Annotated in this window: 15 protein-coding genes; 12 read left to right on the plus strand and 3 right to left on the minus strand. The window is 41.5% G+C overall.

Going from position 1 to position 19,883, the window contains the following annotated elements:
• Positions 1-209 precede the first annotated feature (209 nt).
• From PCIT_RS19075 to PCIT_RS19120, 10 genes are all read left to right on the plus strand, one after another.
• Positions 210-1,244 (plus strand): GGDEF domain-containing protein, encoded by a 1,035-nt coding sequence (locus tag PCIT_RS19075; RefSeq protein WP_010362030.1) that lies wholly within the window; start codon positions 210-212, stop codon positions 1,242-1,244.
• A 117-nt stretch (positions 1,245-1,361) separates the two neighbouring features.
• Positions 1,362-2,375: a DUF2235 domain-containing protein gene (locus PCIT_RS19080; protein WP_040698532.1), complete on the plus strand. Its 1,014-nt coding sequence runs from the start codon at positions 1,362-1,364 to the stop codon at positions 2,373-2,375.
• Between the two features lie 4 nt (positions 2,376-2,379).
• Positions 2,380-2,814, plus strand: a complete 435-nt coding sequence (locus tag PCIT_RS19085) for a GNAT family N-acetyltransferase (protein ID WP_010362032.1) — start codon at positions 2,380-2,382, stop codon at positions 2,812-2,814.
• Between the two features lie 231 nt (positions 2,815-3,045).
• Positions 3,046-4,062: an SDR family oxidoreductase gene (locus PCIT_RS19090; protein ID WP_010362033.1), complete on the plus strand. Its 1,017-nt coding sequence runs from the start codon at positions 3,046-3,048 to the stop codon at positions 4,060-4,062.
• On the plus strand, positions 4,062-5,288 hold the full coding sequence (locus PCIT_RS19095) for an aspartate aminotransferase family protein (protein ID WP_010362034.1): 1,227 nt from the start codon (positions 4,062-4,064) through the stop codon (positions 5,286-5,288). Before PCIT_RS19090 ends, PCIT_RS19095 begins: the two co-directional genes overlap by 1 nt.
• Positions 5,285-5,734: a type II toxin-antitoxin system RatA family toxin gene (locus tag PCIT_RS19100; RefSeq protein ID WP_010362035.1), complete on the plus strand. Its 450-nt coding sequence runs from the start codon at positions 5,285-5,287 to the stop codon at positions 5,732-5,734. The genes PCIT_RS19095 and PCIT_RS19100 overlap by 4 nt, the downstream gene beginning before the upstream one ends.
• Positions 5,734-6,846, plus strand: coding sequence for an acyl-CoA dehydrogenase family protein (locus PCIT_RS19105; protein ID WP_010362036.1), 1,113 nt, complete (start codon positions 5,734-5,736; stop codon positions 6,844-6,846). The genes PCIT_RS19100 and PCIT_RS19105 overlap by 1 nt, the downstream gene beginning before the upstream one ends.
• 2 nt (positions 6,847-6,848) lie before the next feature.
• Positions 6,849-7,676, plus strand: coding sequence for a formyltransferase family protein (locus PCIT_RS19110; RefSeq protein ID WP_010362037.1), 828 nt, complete (start codon positions 6,849-6,851; stop codon positions 7,674-7,676).
• Between the two features lie 94 nt (positions 7,677-7,770).
• The gene (locus PCIT_RS19115; RefSeq protein WP_010362038.1) at positions 7,771-8,826 is read left to right on the plus strand and encodes an efflux RND transporter periplasmic adaptor subunit; all 1,056 of its coding nucleotides are present in this window, start codon (positions 7,771-7,773) and stop codon (positions 8,824-8,826) included.
• 1 nt (position 8,827) lies between these two features.
• Positions 8,828-11,893, plus strand: coding sequence for an efflux RND transporter permease subunit (locus PCIT_RS19120; RefSeq protein WP_010362039.1), 3,066 nt, complete (start codon positions 8,828-8,830; stop codon positions 11,891-11,893).
• Positions 11,894-12,292: 399 nt separating this feature from the next.
• Here the strand turns inward: PCIT_RS19120 and PCIT_RS19125 are convergent, their stop codons facing one another.
• The 3 genes from PCIT_RS19125 to PCIT_RS19135 form a co-directional block, all read right to left on the minus strand.
• Positions 12,293-12,718, minus strand: a complete 426-nt coding sequence (locus PCIT_RS19125; RefSeq protein WP_010362040.1) for a hypothetical protein — start codon at positions 12,716-12,718, stop codon at positions 12,293-12,295.
• A 10-nt stretch (positions 12,719-12,728) separates the two neighbouring features.
• Positions 12,729-14,525 (minus strand): S8 family serine peptidase, encoded by a 1,797-nt coding sequence (locus PCIT_RS19130; RefSeq protein WP_010362041.1) that lies wholly within the window; start codon positions 14,523-14,525, stop codon positions 12,729-12,731.
• Positions 14,526-14,697: 172 nt separating this feature from the next.
• Positions 14,698-16,989 carry a TonB-dependent siderophore receptor gene (locus PCIT_RS19135; RefSeq protein WP_010362042.1) on the minus strand — a complete coding sequence of 764 codons (2,292 nt, stop codon included), beginning with the start codon at positions 16,987-16,989 and terminating at the stop codon, positions 14,698-14,700.
• Between the two features lie 188 nt (positions 16,990-17,177).
• Between PCIT_RS19135 and PCIT_RS19140 the strand changes: the two genes are divergently transcribed.
• Entirely contained in the window at positions 17,178-17,399 is a 222-nt protein-coding gene (locus tag PCIT_RS19140) for a hypothetical protein (protein ID WP_010362043.1), read from the plus strand.
• Between the two features lie 242 nt (positions 17,400-17,641).
• On the plus strand, positions 17,642-19,825 hold the full coding sequence (locus tag PCIT_RS19145) for an OsmC domain/YcaO domain-containing protein (protein WP_010362044.1): 2,184 nt from the start codon (positions 17,642-17,644) through the stop codon (positions 19,823-19,825).
• The last annotated feature ends 58 nt before the right edge of the window (positions 19,826-19,883 follow it).

Genomic DNA, 19,883 nt, shown 5'->3' on the forward strand with positions numbered 1-19,883 from the left:
TTATTTTTATTTGATAGGGATAAATGATGAGTTTGAGAATGTTTTATCAGTAGTTTATGTCAATTATAACTTTCTTTTGTACGTTCATTTATTTTTCAATTGATTAATTATTTGCAATGCTTTAGTGTTGGTTTTGTGCTTTCGTAGCAGGCATAACCGCTCCTTGATAATAATAAGAAGTCTGTTGTAGGACTAGGGTAAATAAAGCCATGGAATTTGATACGTCACTTTCTCATTCAGCGCAATGTATGAAACAAGCCATCCCACTGATGGTGAAATACAAGGTACCTGTCACGCCTGTTAATTATGCTATTTGGTACTGTTATGTTTTGGGATCAAATACGCAGCTAAACAGCGAGCTAGAGCAAATTTTAGATGACTATCAAACATGCCCCCCCGCGCATGCAAAACAATTGTTTGACGCATTTTTATCCGATAAAGATTTGGCGTTGTTTCATCAAATGTCAGAGTCGTTTCAAGAAACGATTTCTGATGTGCAAGTTGAAATAGATCGAACATTGGAATCCTCTCAAGACTTTTCGGCTGTATTATCACAGTGTCATTCTGGTTTGTATGATTTAAAAAGAAACAGTCTAGATTCTTTTGACGATGTACTGGGTTATGTTGACCGTTTAACGGAAGAGTCTGTCGTGATGCAACAAACCGCTTATCAGTTTCAGAAAAAATTAGAAAATGCTTATGCAGAGATCAGTGATTTAAAATCCGCACTCGTTAGTACACAGGAGGCTGCAAGCCAGGATCCATTAACTGGGCTGCTGAATCGCGGTAAGTTTGATGAAGATATTGTCATGTTTTGTAAGACGGCTCCAACAGGCACCCACCGAGCATTAATTTTTGTGGATATTGACCACTTTAAGCAGTTCAATGATGATTTTGGTCATCAAAAGGGCGATGATGTTTTAAAGGTCGTGTCAGCAAAAATCATGAAGCACACAGATGGTATTGGAAAAGCATATCGATATGGCGGTGAAGAGTTTTGTATTTTTGCAGAGTTAGATAGTTTAAGTGAAGTGGTTAATTTTGCTGAAGGTATTCGCAAAGATATTGCAAAGCTTTCTGTAAAAGGAAAAAAAACAGGTAAAGCAGTGCGCACTATTACAGCCAGTTTTGGTATTGCCTTGCACATAGAGCAGTGTTTAGTGACGCATTTAATTGAGCGTGCCGATAAAGCGCTTTATTTAGCTAAAGAGCATGGTCGAAATCGAATAGAAATTGCTGCGTAACACTAATTTACAATCAAAAAAGGTGTGTTTTTTAAAATTGCAAGGTCATTTAAGGCTTTGACTTATATATGAAAAACTATAAAATCACGCCTATTAATTATTTTTAGAACCGCAGTAATGAAAAGAATCATCGTCTGTATGGATGGTACATGGAATCAGCCTGCCCAGTATGATCGAGGGAAACGTAAACCCACCAATGTTGTAAAAATCGCCCGATCAATAGAACCCGTTTGTAATGATGGAGTACATCAAATCGTTTATTATAGCGAAGGTGTCGGCACACAATGGGGCTTAGATCGCATTTTAGGGGGCGGCTTTGGTATTGGACTTTCACATAATATCATTAAAGCCTATCGGTTTATTGTTCACAACTATCAACCAGGGGATGAAATTTTCTTATTTGGTTTTAGCCGTGGCGCTTATACCGTGCGTAGCTTGGCTGGCTTGATCAATAAAGTCGGCCTTTTGCCTAAAGATCATGCGTTTTATATGCCTGAGGCTTATCGCTTATATCGTAAAGAACCTTCAATTGAGCAATTATCGGCTTTTCAAACACAGCATAATAGTACGCGGGTGAAAATTAAGTTTGTTGGTGTCTGGGACACGGTTGGTGCTTTGGGGATCCCACTTGGGTTCAGGCGTTTTAATCGTCGTTATCAATTTCATGATGTGAGTTTAACCAATAATATTGAGCATGCTTATCAGGCTCTTGCGATTGATGAGCGCAGGGGCATTTTTAAACCTGCGATATGGCAATTGCCAAAAGGGTCAACACAAACTCTACAACAACAGTGGTTCGCAGGAAGTCATAGCAATGTCGGTGGCGGCTATAGTAAAGATGGGTTAGCGAATATTAGCTTACATTGGATCAAAGAGATGGCCGAACAATATGGGCTACAATTTAATGAAGCTTTTTTACGTTATTATAAACCATATCACCTAGACGAATATCGTAACTCAATGACATGGCTGTATAAGTTAACAGAAGTAACGCGAGAAGTGAGTTATAAACCCTATACGAATGAATCACTGCATGAGAGTGTACTTAATCGTATGAGAGACCTACCAACATACCGACCCGAAAATGTCATGCCAATGGTGGAGTCTAAGAACGAGGAGGTCATTGGGTAATACTATGAACTATATTATCAAAGAGGGCACTGTTAACGAATTGATGTACATTGAAAATAACATCCCTGAATTTTCTTCTCCAAAATCATATGCAGAGATCACTGCAAAAATAGGTGCTCGCTCACATATACTGCTGGTGGCTTATATTAATGAACAACCGGTTGCTTATAAACTTGGTTATGCCAAAAGTGGCTCGCTATTCTACAGTTGGCTTGGTGCCGTGTTGCCAGAGTTTAGAGGTCAAGGCATTGCTAAAGGGCTGCTTTTACGACAAGAAGACAAGGTAAGAGCGTGTGCTTATCAAGCCATTGAGGTTAAATCAATGAACCGTTTTAAGCGTATGTTACAGATGTTGATCGCGCATGATTACCAGATTGTAAAGTGCAAACAATTGGATGATGGCAGTGATAGTAAAATTACCTTTAGGAAAAACCTTTAGCTCAGCTCTAAATTATCGAAAAGATAATTATTTTTTCCTTTCTACCTGCCTAAAATCAAGTCTAAGTAATACATTGTAATTACACTTGTAAAAATTTAGTAAATAAAGTTATTTTATTTTTATCTGCAAACAATTATCATTACGGCCCTAATTTAAATACACAATCAAATATACAGCGTATCGCTTAACGATAGGGATACTGTATTTTAGTATGTGATTGAAGGAGCTGTAATGTCACGTCGCTTTTTTCTTACAGGTGCAACCGGAGTGGTTGGGCTATCTATTCTTGAGCAATTGAACGAGGACGACCAAGTTTCGATTTTGGTCAATCGACAACGCTTTAGTACATTGCCAACTGGTGTTATTCAGCAAGTACAAGGTGATATTTCTAAACCCGATTTCGGTATAAGTGCGCAAGAGCTTGCACAACTAAACGAAATCGATGTATTGATCCACAGTGCGGCTTTAACGGACTTTACTGCCGATGCCGATGTGTTGGCTGATATTAATATTGCCGGGCTGCAGCATGCAAAAGCACTGGCAAATAAGCTAAATGCAAAGTTAATTTATATCAGCACTGCATTTGTGCAAGGGCGAAATGGTCATGCATTTAATAATTATGAACACAGTAAGAAATTAGCAGAATCGTCGTTGGATGATGATGTGACCGTGATCCGACCATCCGTCATTATTGGCGATAGCATCAAAGGTATTATGCCCAAAAAACAAGGTATGCATAATATGCTCAAACTGGCGACAAAAGAGGTTATCCCTGTCGTGCCCGGTGATGCTAGTACCTTAGTGGATGTTATTCCCAGAGATACGGTTGCCAGTGGTATTTTAACGGTTGTTGATAACAACCTATCAGGCGAGTTTTGGTTAACCGCGGGTGATGACGCCAGCACCTTAGGTCAAATGTTAACAATAGGCACCAATCCGGATTACTTTGAGCGCTATCAAGTTAAATTTAAACCGCCCAAACTGATCAACCCAACCACGTTTGAACGACTTATCAAGCCGGTATTCTTACCAGCGCTGCCTCGTCGATATAAACGTATGTTTGAAGAGACCTCAATTTATTTAAAATACTTAGATATGAGTGAGGGTTTTAGTTCTGATTTGGAACTGTTAGGTAAATATGATCAAGGCCCTAAACCATTCGATATTCCTGAGGTAATGGTAAAAAATATTGCTGCGTTTGATGATATTCACCCTCTCAGTGAGCTTTTAGTTGTTGAGGGGGCCTGATGAAAGAGCAAACGCTAAAGGCATTAAAGTCTCATAGCAATCGCTCAAAAGCGCGGCTATCGAGTATGATGAATTTACCGATAGAACATTGTGCCCAAGGCTGTGAAATTGTCGATACCAAAGGTGAAACGTACTTAGATTGTGGTGGATTTGGTGTTTTTATTTTAGGTCACCGCCATCCAGAAGTGATACATAGTGTCACTGAGCAGCTCAATACGTTACCGATGAGTAGCAGGACTCTGGTCAACGATACACTTGCGATTGCGAGTCAAAAGTTAGCTGATTTTAGCCCTGCGTCATTAGAGTATACTTTTTTTACAAACTCTGGTGCAGAGTCTACAGAGCTGGCTTTAAAGCTTGCCCGAGCGAATGGCTGCAACAAAATAATAGCACTAACAGGGAGCTATCATGGCAAAACGTTAGGTGCATTAAGTGTGACACATCGCGCGGCTTTTAGAGCGCCATTTGAGCCCTTGTTTGAGGATGTTATTTTTATCGAGCGCGATGATATGACAGCGCTGTCTAGATGTTTTGAGAATAGCCAAGATACCTATGCAGTCATTCTTGAACCTGTTCAGGGTGAAGGCGGTGTTTATCCGTTATCAGGTGAATTTGTGCGTTTGGTAAGTCAGCTATGTAAAGAGAACAACGGGCTATTTATTGCCGATGAGATCCAGTCGGGTTTGGCCAGAACTGGATATGATTGGGCAATAGACGCCTATCAGGTGACACCGGATATTATGCTGGTAGGTAAGGGGTTAAGTGGCGGGGTTGTACCTTGTGCTGCAGTGGTTGCGACCGCGGCCGCATTTGAGCCTCTTAATAAAGACTTTATGCTGCACAGCAGTACCTTTGGGGGCTCCCCCATTGCATTAGCTGCGGCAATTAAAACCTTAGAGGTATTGGAACGGGATAATATTTCAGCTAAAGCAAAAGCAATCGGCGAAGTCATTATTGAAAAGCTCACGCCGCTTGCAGAACCTGCGGGTATCATTGTTAGAGGCAAAGGCTTATTGATAGGCCTAGATGCACAAACCCCAGCGCGCGCAGGGCAACTCACTTTATCATTATTACAACACAAAGTTATTACCAGTCATTCGCTGAGTAATGCCACTACCGTGCGACTAACGCCGAGTGCTTTGCTAAGCCATTCTCAAATTGAACAATTAACCACGGCATGTGCTGCCGCTTTTTCGTCATTAATCGCTATGGAGCAAACATCATGAGACGCGTCACTATTGAAAAGTTATTACCTGTATCAGCAGCAGAAGCTTATAAAACAATTTCTGATTTTAAACAGTTTGAAAAACACTGTGCAGCCGTGATCAGTATTGATGTGAACAAAGTATCGGATACGCAAAGTGACTCAACGTGGAAAGTCCATTTTCATGATGGTGAAATGTGTTGGCGTGAAAAAGACATTTTTAATGACCAAGAACTTACGATAGATTTCAATCAGCTTGAAGGTGATGCTGAAGAGTTCTATGGTCGTTGGATTGTTGAGACTGTATCTTCAAATCGTGCAAAAGTTTGCTTTGAGGCGTCATTTTGTATGGGGATCCCCACTCTTGCTGATATTCTAGAGCCGATTGCAGAAACGGCGATTACCAACAATATAAATAACATGCTAACCGAGCTATTTATTACTGAAACAGAAGGTGAGCCTGCGTAATGATTTTAACAGATGCTTACGCGAGCTTAGATAATTTCTTGCCAGGTTTACAAGAGAAATTAGCATCGCAAAACTTTAGTGATAATGAGGCTGAGCATAGTCCCATAATTAGTTGGTTTAAGGAATGTGGTGGCTGTCGCTTAATGGTTAAAAAGTGTTATGGGGGCGTCGAGCTAACTCCATGGCAAGGTGTTTTGGTTCAGCTGGGGCTAGGAGCTCTGTCTCCGTCTTTAGCCATTGGTGCGGGTATGCATCAGTTTTCGATTGCAACGCTGCAAGAAATGGCTAAAACCAGTACTGGTTTAGAGTCGCTATTGTTGGAGGCGATTGCTAAAAACGATTTATTGGTGTCATCGGCGTTCAGCGAGGGGAGTGCCTCAAAAAGTATTCTTAAAAGTCAGATCATTGCGAAGCCTTGTGGGAAAGGGTTCATTGTTACAGGCACTAAAAAGCCCTGTAGTTTAGCCCATGATATGGACTTATTAACGGCGAGTGTACGTGTTGAACCTGAAGACGCAGACCCTTATTTTGCGGTTGCACTCATTCATAAAGGCAATGAAGGCGTTAATGTAGAACCGTTCTGGGGCGCAAATTTTCTCAAAGCCAGTCAAAGTGAAGCGGTACAGTTAAATGAGGTGTATGTACCTCATAGTATGTTGGTTAACGTCGATGAGAACATGGCTTATCACGCGCATATTTGTGGCTTTGTGTGGTTTGAACTGTTAACAACGGCGTCGTATCTTGGCATGGTATACGGGCTTGTGGAGGAAGCGATAAAGCGTGGGCGCCTTTGTGAACAAGACAAAGTGGCTGCTTATATCAAGCTTGATACCGGTGCGCTTGCACTTAAAGCAATCACATATGATATGCATGACCAAACGCAAGATACTTTGTCGCAAGTGTTAGCCTGTCGCTATCACTTACAAGAGGTGCTAACGCAAGTCACTGCACAGGTGATGGAAAAAGTCGGGGGTCTTAATTATATTGGTGATAGCTATTTTTCCAGTATAGCGCAGACAATTCACGCCTTTAATTTTCATCCCCCTTCTAAGCACAGTATGTTAGCGCCATTGGCCGCATATTATGATAATCAACCTTTGGTGATGGTATAAATATGCGAATTGCACTTTCTAATATAGAAAATGTTGCGACGCAAAACGCGATGGTAACGGTATTGCGCCGTCACCATCGCGATATTAAGTTAGTAATATTAAGTGATCCATACTCCCAAAAAAATGGTGGTTTTTTCACTCAGTTTGCTCGTAATTTACGATTGCGCGGTATGGGGTTTGTCAATTATTTGTGTATTAAGATGACAGCAATGCCGATTATGCGTTTTGCAGCGAAGGTGCTTGGTAAGAAGCCTTTACCCAGTATTGAACAAGTGTGTGCGGAATATCAAATACCTTGTATTAAAGTGAAGGATATCAATTCAAAAGAGGCTGTGGCTGAAGTAAAGCGCCAGCAAATAGACTTATTATCTATATTTTATTTTGACCAGATCTTACAGGAGACAATGATAGAAGCACCAAAAATTGGGGTTGTAAATTTTCATCCTGCATTTTTACCAAGTTGTAGAGGATTGTTCCCAATTTTGTTCAGTTATTTATATAATGAACAAAAATATGGTTTGTCGGCACATTGGGTGACCAATACAGAGATTGATGCAGGCCCATTAATTGCACAATGTGCTGTAGATTGCCACGAGCCGAGCAGTTTACTGCAATTAGATCGTACTGTATGTGATCAATTCACTGTATTTTACCCGCAAGTAATGGCATTGTTGTCTAATGACTTGAATACGCTTTCACCGCACTCTTGCGCGACTGAAAGTTATTATTCTTACCCAAATAAAGCGCATTTAAAAGAATTAAAAATGCGACAATTACCGTTTTTACGCGTTGGTGATATTGCTAAAATGATGTTGGATAGCCCCCAATAAGACAGTTTAAGCTAATTACATGTAAGCGATTAATTTATGCGTGTCACAGGCGTTTAGCCTTTTAACGGTCATTTTTATACAACAAGGAACCACAGTGAAGTTACTCGTTCTCTTACTCAATGTTTTATGGTGCAGCTATGTTGTTGCGGCTGATGAGAAAAAATCACTCCCCATTGCGGCATATACGTTAAAACTTGAGCCTGGTTATACACAAATGCGTGCTGTGACGGGCAAAGTTATTAAGCAGCATGAAGCAAGTTTGAGCTTCGAGTTTTCAGGTAAGGTTCAATCGATACATTTTGATCAAGGTGACTGGGTTGATATAGGGCAAGTGATTGCACGCCAAGATACCCAGCTCCTTGAAATTGAAAAACTGCAGTTGGAAGCAGAGAAAGCGAAACTCTATGCACAATTGAAATTAGCAAAAATAGAGCAAAAACGATTTGAAAAGCTGAGCAAAAAGAATTACTCGGCGGCCCAGCAACTGGATGAAGTGACAACAAAAATTGAAGTTATTTCAGCTGAACATGCGTTATTGGATGCTAATTTACAGTCTGTAGCAATTAGACTGAACAAGTCACAATTAATAGCTCCGTTTTCAGGATTGATAGCGCAAAGGCATGTACATTTGGGTGAAATTGCAAGTCCTAGTAAGACGATGGTGACGTTACTCGAACAGAACAAATCTCAAGTTGTTTTAGGCGTCCCTATGTCTTTACAACACTCGATTAATGACACTATGACGGTTGCGGTATCACAAGAACAATACCGCGCAAAATTATTGAGCCGTGGTGCACAAGTTGATAGCTTATCGCGTACCTTGATGATGCGCTTTGAATTGCCTGACGACGCGCGGGTGTATGCAGGCGAGCTTGCCAAAATGGTAATAACTACTTTTACTGAACAACCCGGTTTTTGGATCCCACTGAGTGCGTTAACCGATGGGGTGCGAGGTACTTGGCAAGTATATGGTGTAAAAAACAAAACGATAAACTCAATTGCGGTGAATGTACACTATACCGATGGAGAATATGCCTATGTCAGTGGAGCATTGAGTGAGCACCCTCTGATCGTGGCGAATGGGTTACATAAAGTGGCAGCGGATATTACGGTAGAAGTCGTTAAAACGCTTAGTAGCCGGAGTTTGTAGTATGCAGTTTTTATTTTCCAACGGTCGATTGCAAGCTTTACTCATTGCGCTGTTGATTGTGGCTGGGTTTTCAGCACTGAATAATTTACCGCGTAGTGAAGACCCAAGGATCATCAATCGGTTTGCCATTATCTCCACCTATTTACCCGGCGCAACAGCGAGTCGTGTTGAAGCACAAGTTACTGAAAAATTAGAGCTTAAGTTAAAGTCTCAAGCCGAAATAAAAAATATGATTGGTATGTCGCGTGCGGGTATATCAGTTATAAGTATAGAGTTAAAAGATGAAGTGACAGAGGTGATCCCGGTATGGTCTCGGTTACGGGATTTACTCGCTGATGCACAATCACAGTTGCCTGAACAAGCGAGTTTATCGGTACTTGAAGACGATAGAGGCTACGCCTATACCAGAATTGTCGCCATAACAGGTGAAGACAATAAATCGTCGTTAATGAGTTTGAATCGCTATGCTAAAGAGTTAAAAAATCAGCTCACCAATACTTCTGGTGTTGAGGTTGTGCATTTATTTGGCGGGGTTGAAGAGGAGATAAGGGTTACTTATGACACTGATAAAGCGGCTCTTGCTGGTGTGTCATTACAACAAATTGCTGAGGCTATTCAGGGCGCAGACCCAAAAGTAGCAGCGGGTGCATTGATCAACAGCCAAGCGCATTTGCAAATTGAATTAAACGGTACGTTTGACTCATTGGCACGCATTGCGGCGATCCCGTTATCGAGTAACGATGATATAGCACAGTTTGTATTAGCTGATGTTGCAACGGTCAGTCGAGAGCTGCGTTCACCCCGCAGGGAAATAGCACTGGTTGATGGTCAGCAAGGGGTTTTTTTAGGAGTAAGAATGCAGCCCGATTTTCGGGTGGATCGTTGGTCTGAAATGATTGACGACACTTTACAGCGTTTTGAAAAAACATTGCCCAATAGCATTAATTTACACAATGTATTTGATCAAAAAGTCTATACCGAAGCACGACTCGGCGAATTAATTGAAAATATAGCTGTTGGGTTTGTGTTGATCCTCGCAGTGTTATTATTAACTTTGGGGTTTAAAGCGGCGGTTATTGTCGGTATCGCACTGCCGCTCACGGTGTTATTCACCCTTGGTTGTATGAATATGTATGGGTTACCTATTCATCAAATGTCAGTGACTGGATTAGTGGTAGCTCTGGGGATAATGGTAGATAACGCAATTGTTATTACTGACTCAATTGCACGTTTCCGGCAACAAGGTATGACGGCTCTAAATGCGGTGAAAAAAGCGGTTAATCATTTCTGGCTACCTTTACTGAGCTCCACTTTGACAACCATTTTAGCCTTTGCGCCCATAGTACTTATGCCGGGACAATCAGGGGAATTTGTAGGTGGAATAGCCTTGAGTGTTATTTTTGCTTTAGTTGGCTCTTATGTTATCTCTCACTCACTCATCGCGGTTTTTGCAGGGCGGTTTTTGCCCGACAAGAGCCAGCAGGGCCTATTACATAACGGTATTTGTTTACCGCGCCTTTCTGAGCGCTTTAAAGCGTTGTTGTATTTTGCTATTCATCGGCCAAGAAGAACTATTTTAGTGGTAATGATACTCCCTATTGCTGGTTTCTTTGGAGCCACCCAACTAACGGAGCAGTTTTTTCCTTCAGCCGATAGAGATATGTTTCATATTGAGGTGAGGCTATCAGCTAATAGTAGTATTGCAGCGACGCAAAAAAATGTGGCGCAAATGTCGGAGTTTATTCTTGAGCATGAAGGTATTGAGCAATTAAATTGGATGATTGGTAATAACATCCCTTTGTTCTATTACAATTTAATGCAGCGTGACAAAGGCGCGAAAAATTATGCGCAAGCCATGGTCAAGGTAAGCGACTTTGAAACGGCTAATCTACTCATTAAAAAGCTGCAGCATGGTTTAGATAGAGAGTTTCCTCAAGCGCAAACATTGGTTCGTAAACTCGAGCAAGGGCCGCCGTTTAATGCGCCGATAGAATTGCGAGTATATGGCCCAAACTTATCGGTATTAAGTGAAATTGGGCAAAACCTGCGTTCTGAGCTGATTGCTCATCAGCAGATCACACATACAAGAACGACCTTAGAGTCGGGGAGCGCAAAAGTAGTATTAAATGCAGATGAGTCTTTACTGAGTCATGCTGGTGTTAAGTTAACAGATATTGCAACTGTGCTTCAAGCTCAGTTGGAAGGAGTTGTCGTTGCGTCGCTGCTTGAGAAAACAGAAACGGTACCGGTGAGATTACGAACATCACAAGCGCAAAGTAACTCAATAGATGATTTATATGCAACTCAGTTTATGAGTGAGCAACCATTATTATTAGGTGCATTTGCGCAAGTTAACTTAGAACCTGAACAAAGTACGATTCATCGTCGCAATGGCGAACGGGTTAATGTTGTTGAAGCTTTTCTTGAGGCGGGTGTTCTACCACAAGCAGTACTAAATGAGATCCAGCAACAATTGCAAGAGGTACAGCAAACACTGCCAGCTGGGTACCGTATTGAAATAGGTGGAGAATCGCAGCAGCGAGATGAAGCTGTCGGCGTGTTACTGGGGCAAATAGGGGTTATAGTGGTACTGCTTATTACTATACTGGTATTAACGTTTAACTCTTTCACGACAACATTTGTCATACTCGTGACGGCGGTGCAGTCAGCACTGCTTGGCTTATTGAGTGTATATATTGCAGGCTATCCGTTTGGTTTTACCGTGATCATTGCATTGTTAGGGTTAATGGGATTAGCTATTAACGCTGCGATTGTCATTTTATCTGAGCTAAAAGCCAATAATGCTGGTAGCGATGTGCATAAAGTGGTGCAAAGTGTGATGACCTGTACGCGCCATATTAGCTCTACAACAATCACGACAGTTGGTGGATTTATGCCCCTGATTTTGGCTGGAGGTGGCTTTTGGCCGCCTTTTGCTGTTGCGATAGCTGGTGGCACAGTATTGACGACGGTGTTGTCTTTTTTCTTTGTGCCTGCAGTGTATAAATTATGTATAAAAGCTGCGCCTGTAAGCGATATAGAACCTGTAGTCATGAGCAGCAAGTAAATGGGTTGGTGAGGGTGTTAACAACATAAATGTGTTTATTGAATAGTAACACTTCGTATTTTTCGATGTTATTAACTGTAATAATATGATTTTATTTTATTATGAGACAGGTAAACTGACTTTGTTTTCACACTTATCCCTCATCAATACCCATGATGTGTTTGGCCGCTTTTGCGGCCTTTTTTCTTTTTAAACAGCATTTTAGTTAAAGTTGTATTGGTATTTCTATTTTTACATTAAAAGTGCGTAATCATCAGCAAGTGACTTTTTACACTCTTACTATAACGATGGGTTAGAGTAGGGAGGTGCTTTGAGGTTTGTTATTGTGGCTTATACACGTCTGATCATATACAGACTATGTATTAGCGTATAACACTAATACATAGTCTAACGTGCTTATTATTCAGCTTCTACTGCATCTGGCTTCATGCCAAGTTGCGCTGATATAACACTATCAAGGTTTTGAACTTGAGCAAGCACAAGCGACAGATCCATTGTTTGGTCTTCTATTTTGAAAATTGCGCGTTGTTCTCGCGTATAAATCAACGAAAGTCCTAATGAGTCAGCGATTTTCTGAGCGACGACATAGGTTGGCAGTTTAGCCACAATTTCACCTGTTAATGTATACGTCTCATGAGAATTAAGCTCTGCTATTTGGTCGCCAACGTAAAGTGCGGGTGATAGACTCGTTCCTTCAACTTTTGCAAAAAATTGGCCGTTTGAGAGGAATGTGTGATTCGATAATTGCACAGGCTCTGCAATCAAGATTTCCTCTGCTGTTGCTTGTGCCATAAAAACGAGCGCTGGAATTAATAATACTTTCATAATTTATCTCCTATTTATGACCGATGAAACGGATTTTCCAAGAAGTAAGCGTGCCATCTTCTTGGTTATTTCTATGTGTAAAGCGTACGTTAGGCTCGCCTGATGCTGAAGGATTAAAGGTGAATTTTTCATCTTGGCCTTGTGTATCAATGAGGCGTAACGTCCATAAGCCTGTAGCTGACTCGCCATAGAAGTTATGAGACAGCATTTGAGTTTCGGTAAAACCGGAACGACCAAAAATAGTCCCAGTACGCGGTGTCATGAGTACACTACGTGTCCCTGATGGAGATATGAGCTCTACGGCAACATCTCGGGTACTTGTATGATCAGCATTTAGCTGAATTTGAACTGTTTCTACAGTGAGCTCTTCTGTTTGTTCAAAGTGGCTGTCCACACCCGTCAGTGTGCCGTCAGGGATCGGGGTATTGGCAACGGTAGAGTGCCAGTCTGTGATCTCTAAAGGTGGCAGTGTTGCTGAATAGAAGCGGGCCATAGTCACAGCAGCATCAACGTTTACAGCGCCAAAGCCGTAGAAGGTGTGAAAGTCATACCCAGCAGCATTTGTTTGCCATGCAGGGATCGCATCATAACTGAATTCATCACCCTCTTTATGAGTGAATGATAATGATACGCCAGGGTGCTCTGCATCAATTTTTCGCGCGGTAGATGCCAATATATGACGCACATCGCGCCAATTTAACGCTGGGTTTGCCGACATTACTAACGCAATAGCACCTGCAACGTTGGGCGCAGCGGACGAAGTCCCATTCATACGTGCGTTATAATCACAGTTTGGGTCAAGCTCATGCCCGCCATGTAAATCGTTGCGACCATAAGCGGGGTTTCGGCCTCTATCACAACCTGTTAAATCAGTGGTAATAATGGCTGGCGAGGTTGTACCGTATTGACCTCCTGGTGCTGATACAAAAATATTTGAACCAACCTCAGAATAAGACGATTTTACGCCATCAGCGTTATAAGCTGATGCGACTAAATTCCAATAAGTGGCATCCATTCTCTCTAGGTTAGAGTTTTGTACTGGCAAGCCTTGGTTTGCATTGTCAAAATAAATACGACCACGGCCATAAGTTTTCAATGTAATTGATTGAGACTGGTAGCTATTACCAGCAGACTTTACAAATATCGCGCCTTTACCACCATGTGAATATCGCGTGATCTCTTCTTGGGCGTCATCATTGCGTTTTAACCAAGGCGTTACGTCATAGTTGTAACGCTGCGGTGAGGTACGTGCGCCGCCATAACTTTGGTTAAAAACACGAGGGAAGTCGAAAGATGAACGATTGAAACCGTCAGAGTACAAACCATGTGATTGTAGCCAATTAGCTTCGGTCCACTTGCGTAAAAGGTTAAAACCAACCAGTCCTGCCTGTGGCGCAACGCCGCGACCGCCAATACCGTTATATGCTGAGGCTGCAATGATCCCAGCCACTGCGGTACCATGTGTATCGTTACCATCTCTTGGTTTTAAATCAGCAGAATCAGTTAGAAAGTCCCATGATCCAGGCTTTACATTATTAATTAAATCGGGGTGATCAAGTTGCACTCCACCATCAATAACGGCGGCTGTTACACCTACACCTAATATACCCAGTGCATGAGTAAGGTCTAGATTCATATCTTCCCCAGCTTTTCCGCCTCGATCGGAAAATGCTGTTTGACCGGTATTTTGCAAATGCCATTGCTGACTCGTTAGTGGATCACCTTCTCTTAATACGTAGTCAACATTCGCCATAGCGTTACAGGAAGCTGCAATAACTGCAGCCAAATAAGTATATTTTAATTTCATTTATGTTGTTCTTTTATTTAATGAAAGTGAAATGTACCTCATTAAGGTTCTAATGAATACAAAAAGTTAATTTTTTGTTTTTTAGGGGGGCTTAGCTGTTGTGCTTACTCTATAAAGGCTGCTCACAATAAATCCCTAAAGTGAGCAGCCTTTAAAGGGCCTGTGGCTTAATTTACCAAGAATATCTAAATGCAAGTTTCCAGTTTACGGGCTCACCGTGTAAAACATTTCCACTCCAATTTGAAACGCTATCGTAGTAATGTTTATCAAAAAGGTTATTTACATTTAACGCAATACTCATTTTATCGTTAATCGCATAACGTGCCATTACGTTAACCAAAACAGTCGATGATTGTTCGAATCTGTAGTCTTCAATAGTACCATCCGCTGTTGGTCTATCGATATTCTTATAAAAATCACCCGTCCAGTTAACGCCAAAACCTGCTGTAAACCCCTGAAAGTAATTATTAAAGTCGTAGGTCGTGAATATATTTAAGAGCTGTTTGGGCTCATTGGTATAGAGCTCTTCACCTTCTCTAGACTTGGTTTTATGCTTAGAGTAACTGGCACTGAGATCCCAATTTTCAGATAATGCGCCAGTTAATTCTATTTCATAGCCGTTGGTTTTATCACCTTTACCACGCTGAATATAAGGCGTATGACCTCCCGGGGTGGTATAGTTTTCATCATAATTAGGGTCTTGAACAGCGAGTCCATTTTCAATATTTTCATATATCGCAGCAGTAAAATTAAGCGCACCGTCTAGTAACTCTCCTTTTATGCCAAACTCATAACTTTCACCTGTTTTAGGGTCAAGCATTTTATCGTTCGCATCAAAATAAGTTTGTGGTGTAAAGGCTTCTGTATAACTGGCATACACACTATATTCATCAGAGACATCGAAGATAACACCCGCGTAAGGGGTCACTTCGTTATTAACCTCCTCTTTGTCGTATTGACCTAAATGTTGCCCACTGATAGCGTCATAACGATCAGCTTCGTAATCCCAGTTAGTTAACCGTGCACCCAGTATGATTTTTACCTGATCATGCGGATTTAATCGGGCAGCGACAAAGCCGCCATGTGATTTTGTCACGCTGAGTCCTTCTCGGCCGAGATCTTTAAACGGGTAGCGAGGTACATTGCCTGTCCAATCATGATAATTAAGCCCGTCTAATGAAATAACACTTTGATCAGCCTCTTTACCAAATGATGTCCGATCCCGTGTAAAGCTGTTGTAACTAAAAATCACTTCATGGGTTCTTGAGAATAACTCTACAGGGCCTTGTAGTGTTATGTCGAATGTGTGTTGCTTATCCTCAGAGCTACTTATTACAGCGCTGTAATCAAACCCTGCGTCACTACTTCCATCTGGGTTGATATTACTATTTGGGTAGATGAAAAATAGCTCACCGCCTTGCATCTCTATGGTGTTATACGTTGTAATCGCGCTTAGCTGCCAGTCATTTTCAAAACCATGATCGATGCCGATGAAATAGGTATGCTCTTTGAGTGGCCAACCACTCCATTTTGCAGTCATACCTGTATCACTGCTTTTGCCGTTGAACCGCGAGCCATCAGAATTAAAGTAAGGCTGCGAATGTGTGTTGATGGCCCCTCGCGATGCGGTATCAGCATATTCTGCACCGACTCTCAATAAAGTATAGTCAGTAAGATCTGCCTCTAACGTTGTATAAACAGAGGTTTTTTCTTGGCCGTAGCGCTCAACATGTGAATCTGTATCGTAGTGAGCAGCCACAAAACGTGCTCGCACATTGCCTTCTTCTGTTATGGCATTGGCAATATCTATTTCAGCACGTCGATTGTTCCAGCTACCGGCAGAAAGGCCAATATGTGCTTCTAAATCGGTTATTGTTGCGCGTTTTCTTACTAGATTTACAGTTGCTGTGGGCTCTCCAGCACCCGTTAGTAATCCATTGGCACCACGCACAATTTCAACACGCTCAAATGCGACTGAGTCGCCATTTACACTAGGGCGGCGGCCGCCAGGAAATTGCTGTACACCATCGATTTGAATTAGGTTTACGTCACCACCACGTACCATAAAGTTAGGGCGATCTAAGCTAGAACTTCGGCTGGTATAGAAACCAGTTGCATTTCTTAATATGTCTTCGATGTTGATAGCTTGCAAGTCTTGGATCATTTGATTGCTAATGACGCTTACAGCTTGTGGTGTTTCGCGTTGCGAGAGGATCATTTTAAGTGCAGCTTTATTTGCCGACTCTGAGTAATTACCAATACTATTACCGGTAATATATATGTGCTCGAGCTCTTGAACTCGGTCGCTTTCCTTTTCAAATTTCTGCTTTTCTCCTGCGCCGCTTGGCACCATATTGTCGATGTTGCTTTGCTCAGCGAATACATTAACCGAAGCACTGAGTATTAATGCACATGTTGAAAATTTAAAGCGTGCAGGGAGTTGAGTGGAAGTGAGAATAGTCACGGTTCATCCTTAAATATCTATATGGGTACTGAAATCGCAGAGATTATCACTCCTTGAAAATGCTTTTGCAAGTGATTGTGATTATCATTTGTATTTGCTGGTTTTGTATTCAGTAGTTCAGAGTCGATTAAATATATCAGCGTAAAATGCGGCTTCTTTAAAAAAGCAAAGTAGAAAGTGGCGTTGATATGGCAATTGTAATTAGTAGTGTGTTGTTGTTCGTGGTGTCGGTAAGTGTCTTAATGAGTGCCGCTGTATGTAAAAATACCAAACTGAAAAGGGCTGGGTTATTTGGATTGCTGTTGGGTTGTGTGTTAATGGGAAGTAGTTTTTACGGTGATTTTTGGCAAATGGACGGATGTTTGGACAGTGGTGGGAGTTATAATGAAACCTTGAAGGTGTGTGAATAAGTTTAACCGGGCTCAAGTTGCGGTATTTTTAGTGCGAAAGAGCGCTTAGATTTGTCGCATTTCAACGCGCTTTGGAAAAAAGTAATTTATTTCCACCTTGATTGGCAATTAATCCAAGACTATTGCCGTGAAAAAGTCGATAATTACGCTAATTTAGATTTGCTTGCTCGCAGTAAACTTGTGTATAGGTGTAAACACTATACAGATTGCATTGCGCGCAACACCAAACGTGGAATACCTCAATGGAAATTAAAGTTAATTTTCTCGACAACCTGAGACTTGAAGCTAAGTTTGATGACTTTACTGTCGTTGCCGATCAACCAATTCGATATAAAGGTGATGGCTCAGCACCTAGCCCATTTGATTACTTTTTAGCATCTTCTGCATTGTGTGCGGCTTACTTCGTTAAAGTATATTGTGTAGCCCGTGATATTCCGACAGACGGTATTCGTTTGTCGCAAAACAACATTGTTGACCCTGAAGATCGCTACAACCAAATTTTTCAAATTCAAGTTGAGTTACCTGAGAGTATTTCAGATAAAAACCGTGAAGGTATTTTACGTTCAATTGAGCGTTGTACGGTTAAAAAAGTGGTGCAAACTGGCCCTGAGTTCAAAATTGAAACGGTTGAGAACTTAGATGAAGATGCACAAGCTATGCTTATGACGCAAGCTGATAATGGCTCTAGCACGTTTATTGCGGGTAAAGATTTACCTCTTGAGCAAACCATTGCTGATATGACCGGTATTTTAGCTGAGCTTGGCATGAAAATTGAGATTTCATCGTGGCGCAACATAGTCCCACATGTGTGGTCTTTACACATTCGCGATGCGGCTTCTCCGATGTGCTTTACCAATGGTAAAGGGTCAACAAAAGAAAGTGCATTATGCTCTGCGTTAGGTGAATTCATTGAGCGTTTGAACTGTAACTTTTTCTATAATGACCAATATTTGGGCCAAGATATTGCAAATAGTGAGTTTGTACATTACCCGAATGAAAAGTGGTTTAAACCGGACGAAAGTGATGCGTTACCTGCTGAAATACTCGATGAGCATTGCTTAGACATTTATAACCCAGAAGGGGAGTTGCGTGGCTCTCACTTAATTGACACTAACTCGGGCAATGTAGAGCGAGGTATTTGCTCAATCCCGTACGTGCGTCAATCGGATGGTGAAACCGTGTATTTTCCTTCGAACTTAATTGAGAACTTGTTCTTAAGTAATGGTATGAGTGCGGGTAATAATTTTGAAGAAGCCAAAGTACAGTGTTTATCTGAAATATTTGAGCGCGCGGTTAAAAGACAGATCATTGAGCAAGAAATTGTGTTACCTGATGTACCCCGTTCGGTTATTGAAAAGTTCCCGGGTATTTTAGAGGGCATCGAAGGACTTGAAGCGCAAGGCTTCCCGGTTGTTGTAAAAGACGCGTCTCTAGGTGGACAGTTCCCGGTCATGTGTGTGACCTTGATGAATCCAAAAACAGGCGGTGTATTTGCCTCGTTTGGTGCTCACCCAAGCTTTGAAATTGCACTTGAGCGCAGCTTAACTGAGCTATTACAAGGGCGTAGCTTTGAAGGGCTGAACGATGTACCAAAGCCCACCTTTAACAGTATGGCGGTGGCAGAGCCGGAAAACTTTGTTGACCACTTTATTGACTCCACAGGTGTAATTTCATGGCGTTTCTTTAGCACTAAATATGATTATGCGTTTGTGGAATGGGATTTCTCTGGTTCAAATGAGCAAGAGTGTGAGCAGCTGTTTGGTATCTTGACAACGCTGGGTAAAGAAGCCTATGTGGCTGAGTTCTCTGACTTAGGCGTAGCGTGTCGTATTTTAGTGCCTGATTACTCGGAAGTTTACCCGGTTGAAGACTTAATTTGGGATAACACCAATAAAGCATTGCAATACCGCGAAGACATTTTAAATTTACATACACTTGATGACGATGCGTTAGTCGATTTGGTTGAACGTTTAGAAGAAAGCCAACTTGATAATTATATTGATATTCGCACTTTAATTGGTGTTGAGTTCGATGAGAATACGGTCTGGGGCCAAGTCACTATATTAGAGCTTAAAATACTCATTTATCTAGCGCTTGGTGAGTTAGAAGAAGCGATTGAGTTGGTAGATTCGTTCTTACAATATAATGATAACACCGTGGCGCGCGGGCTGTTTTATCAAGCGGTTCATGCGGTACTTGAAGTGAGTCTTGATGAAGAACTTGAATTAGCGCACTTTGAGGGCAACTTTACCAGAATGTTTGGAGAAGACGTCATTGAAAATGCCATCGGTTCAGTCTCTGGTGATGTGAAGTTTTATGGTTTAACACCAACAAATATGGCACTTGAAGGGCTTGATAAGCACTTACGCTTAATTGACAGCTATAAAAAGCTACATCAAGCACGGGCACAAAGAGCAGTTAAGTAACCTGATAAATTACACCGATTTATAATTTTAGGCCGGCATATTATTGATTTATATGTCG

The sequence above is a fragment of the Pseudoalteromonas citrea genome (genome assembly GCF_000238375.3).
GTDB lineage: Bacteria > Pseudomonadota > Gammaproteobacteria > Enterobacterales > Alteromonadaceae > Pseudoalteromonas > Pseudoalteromonas citrea.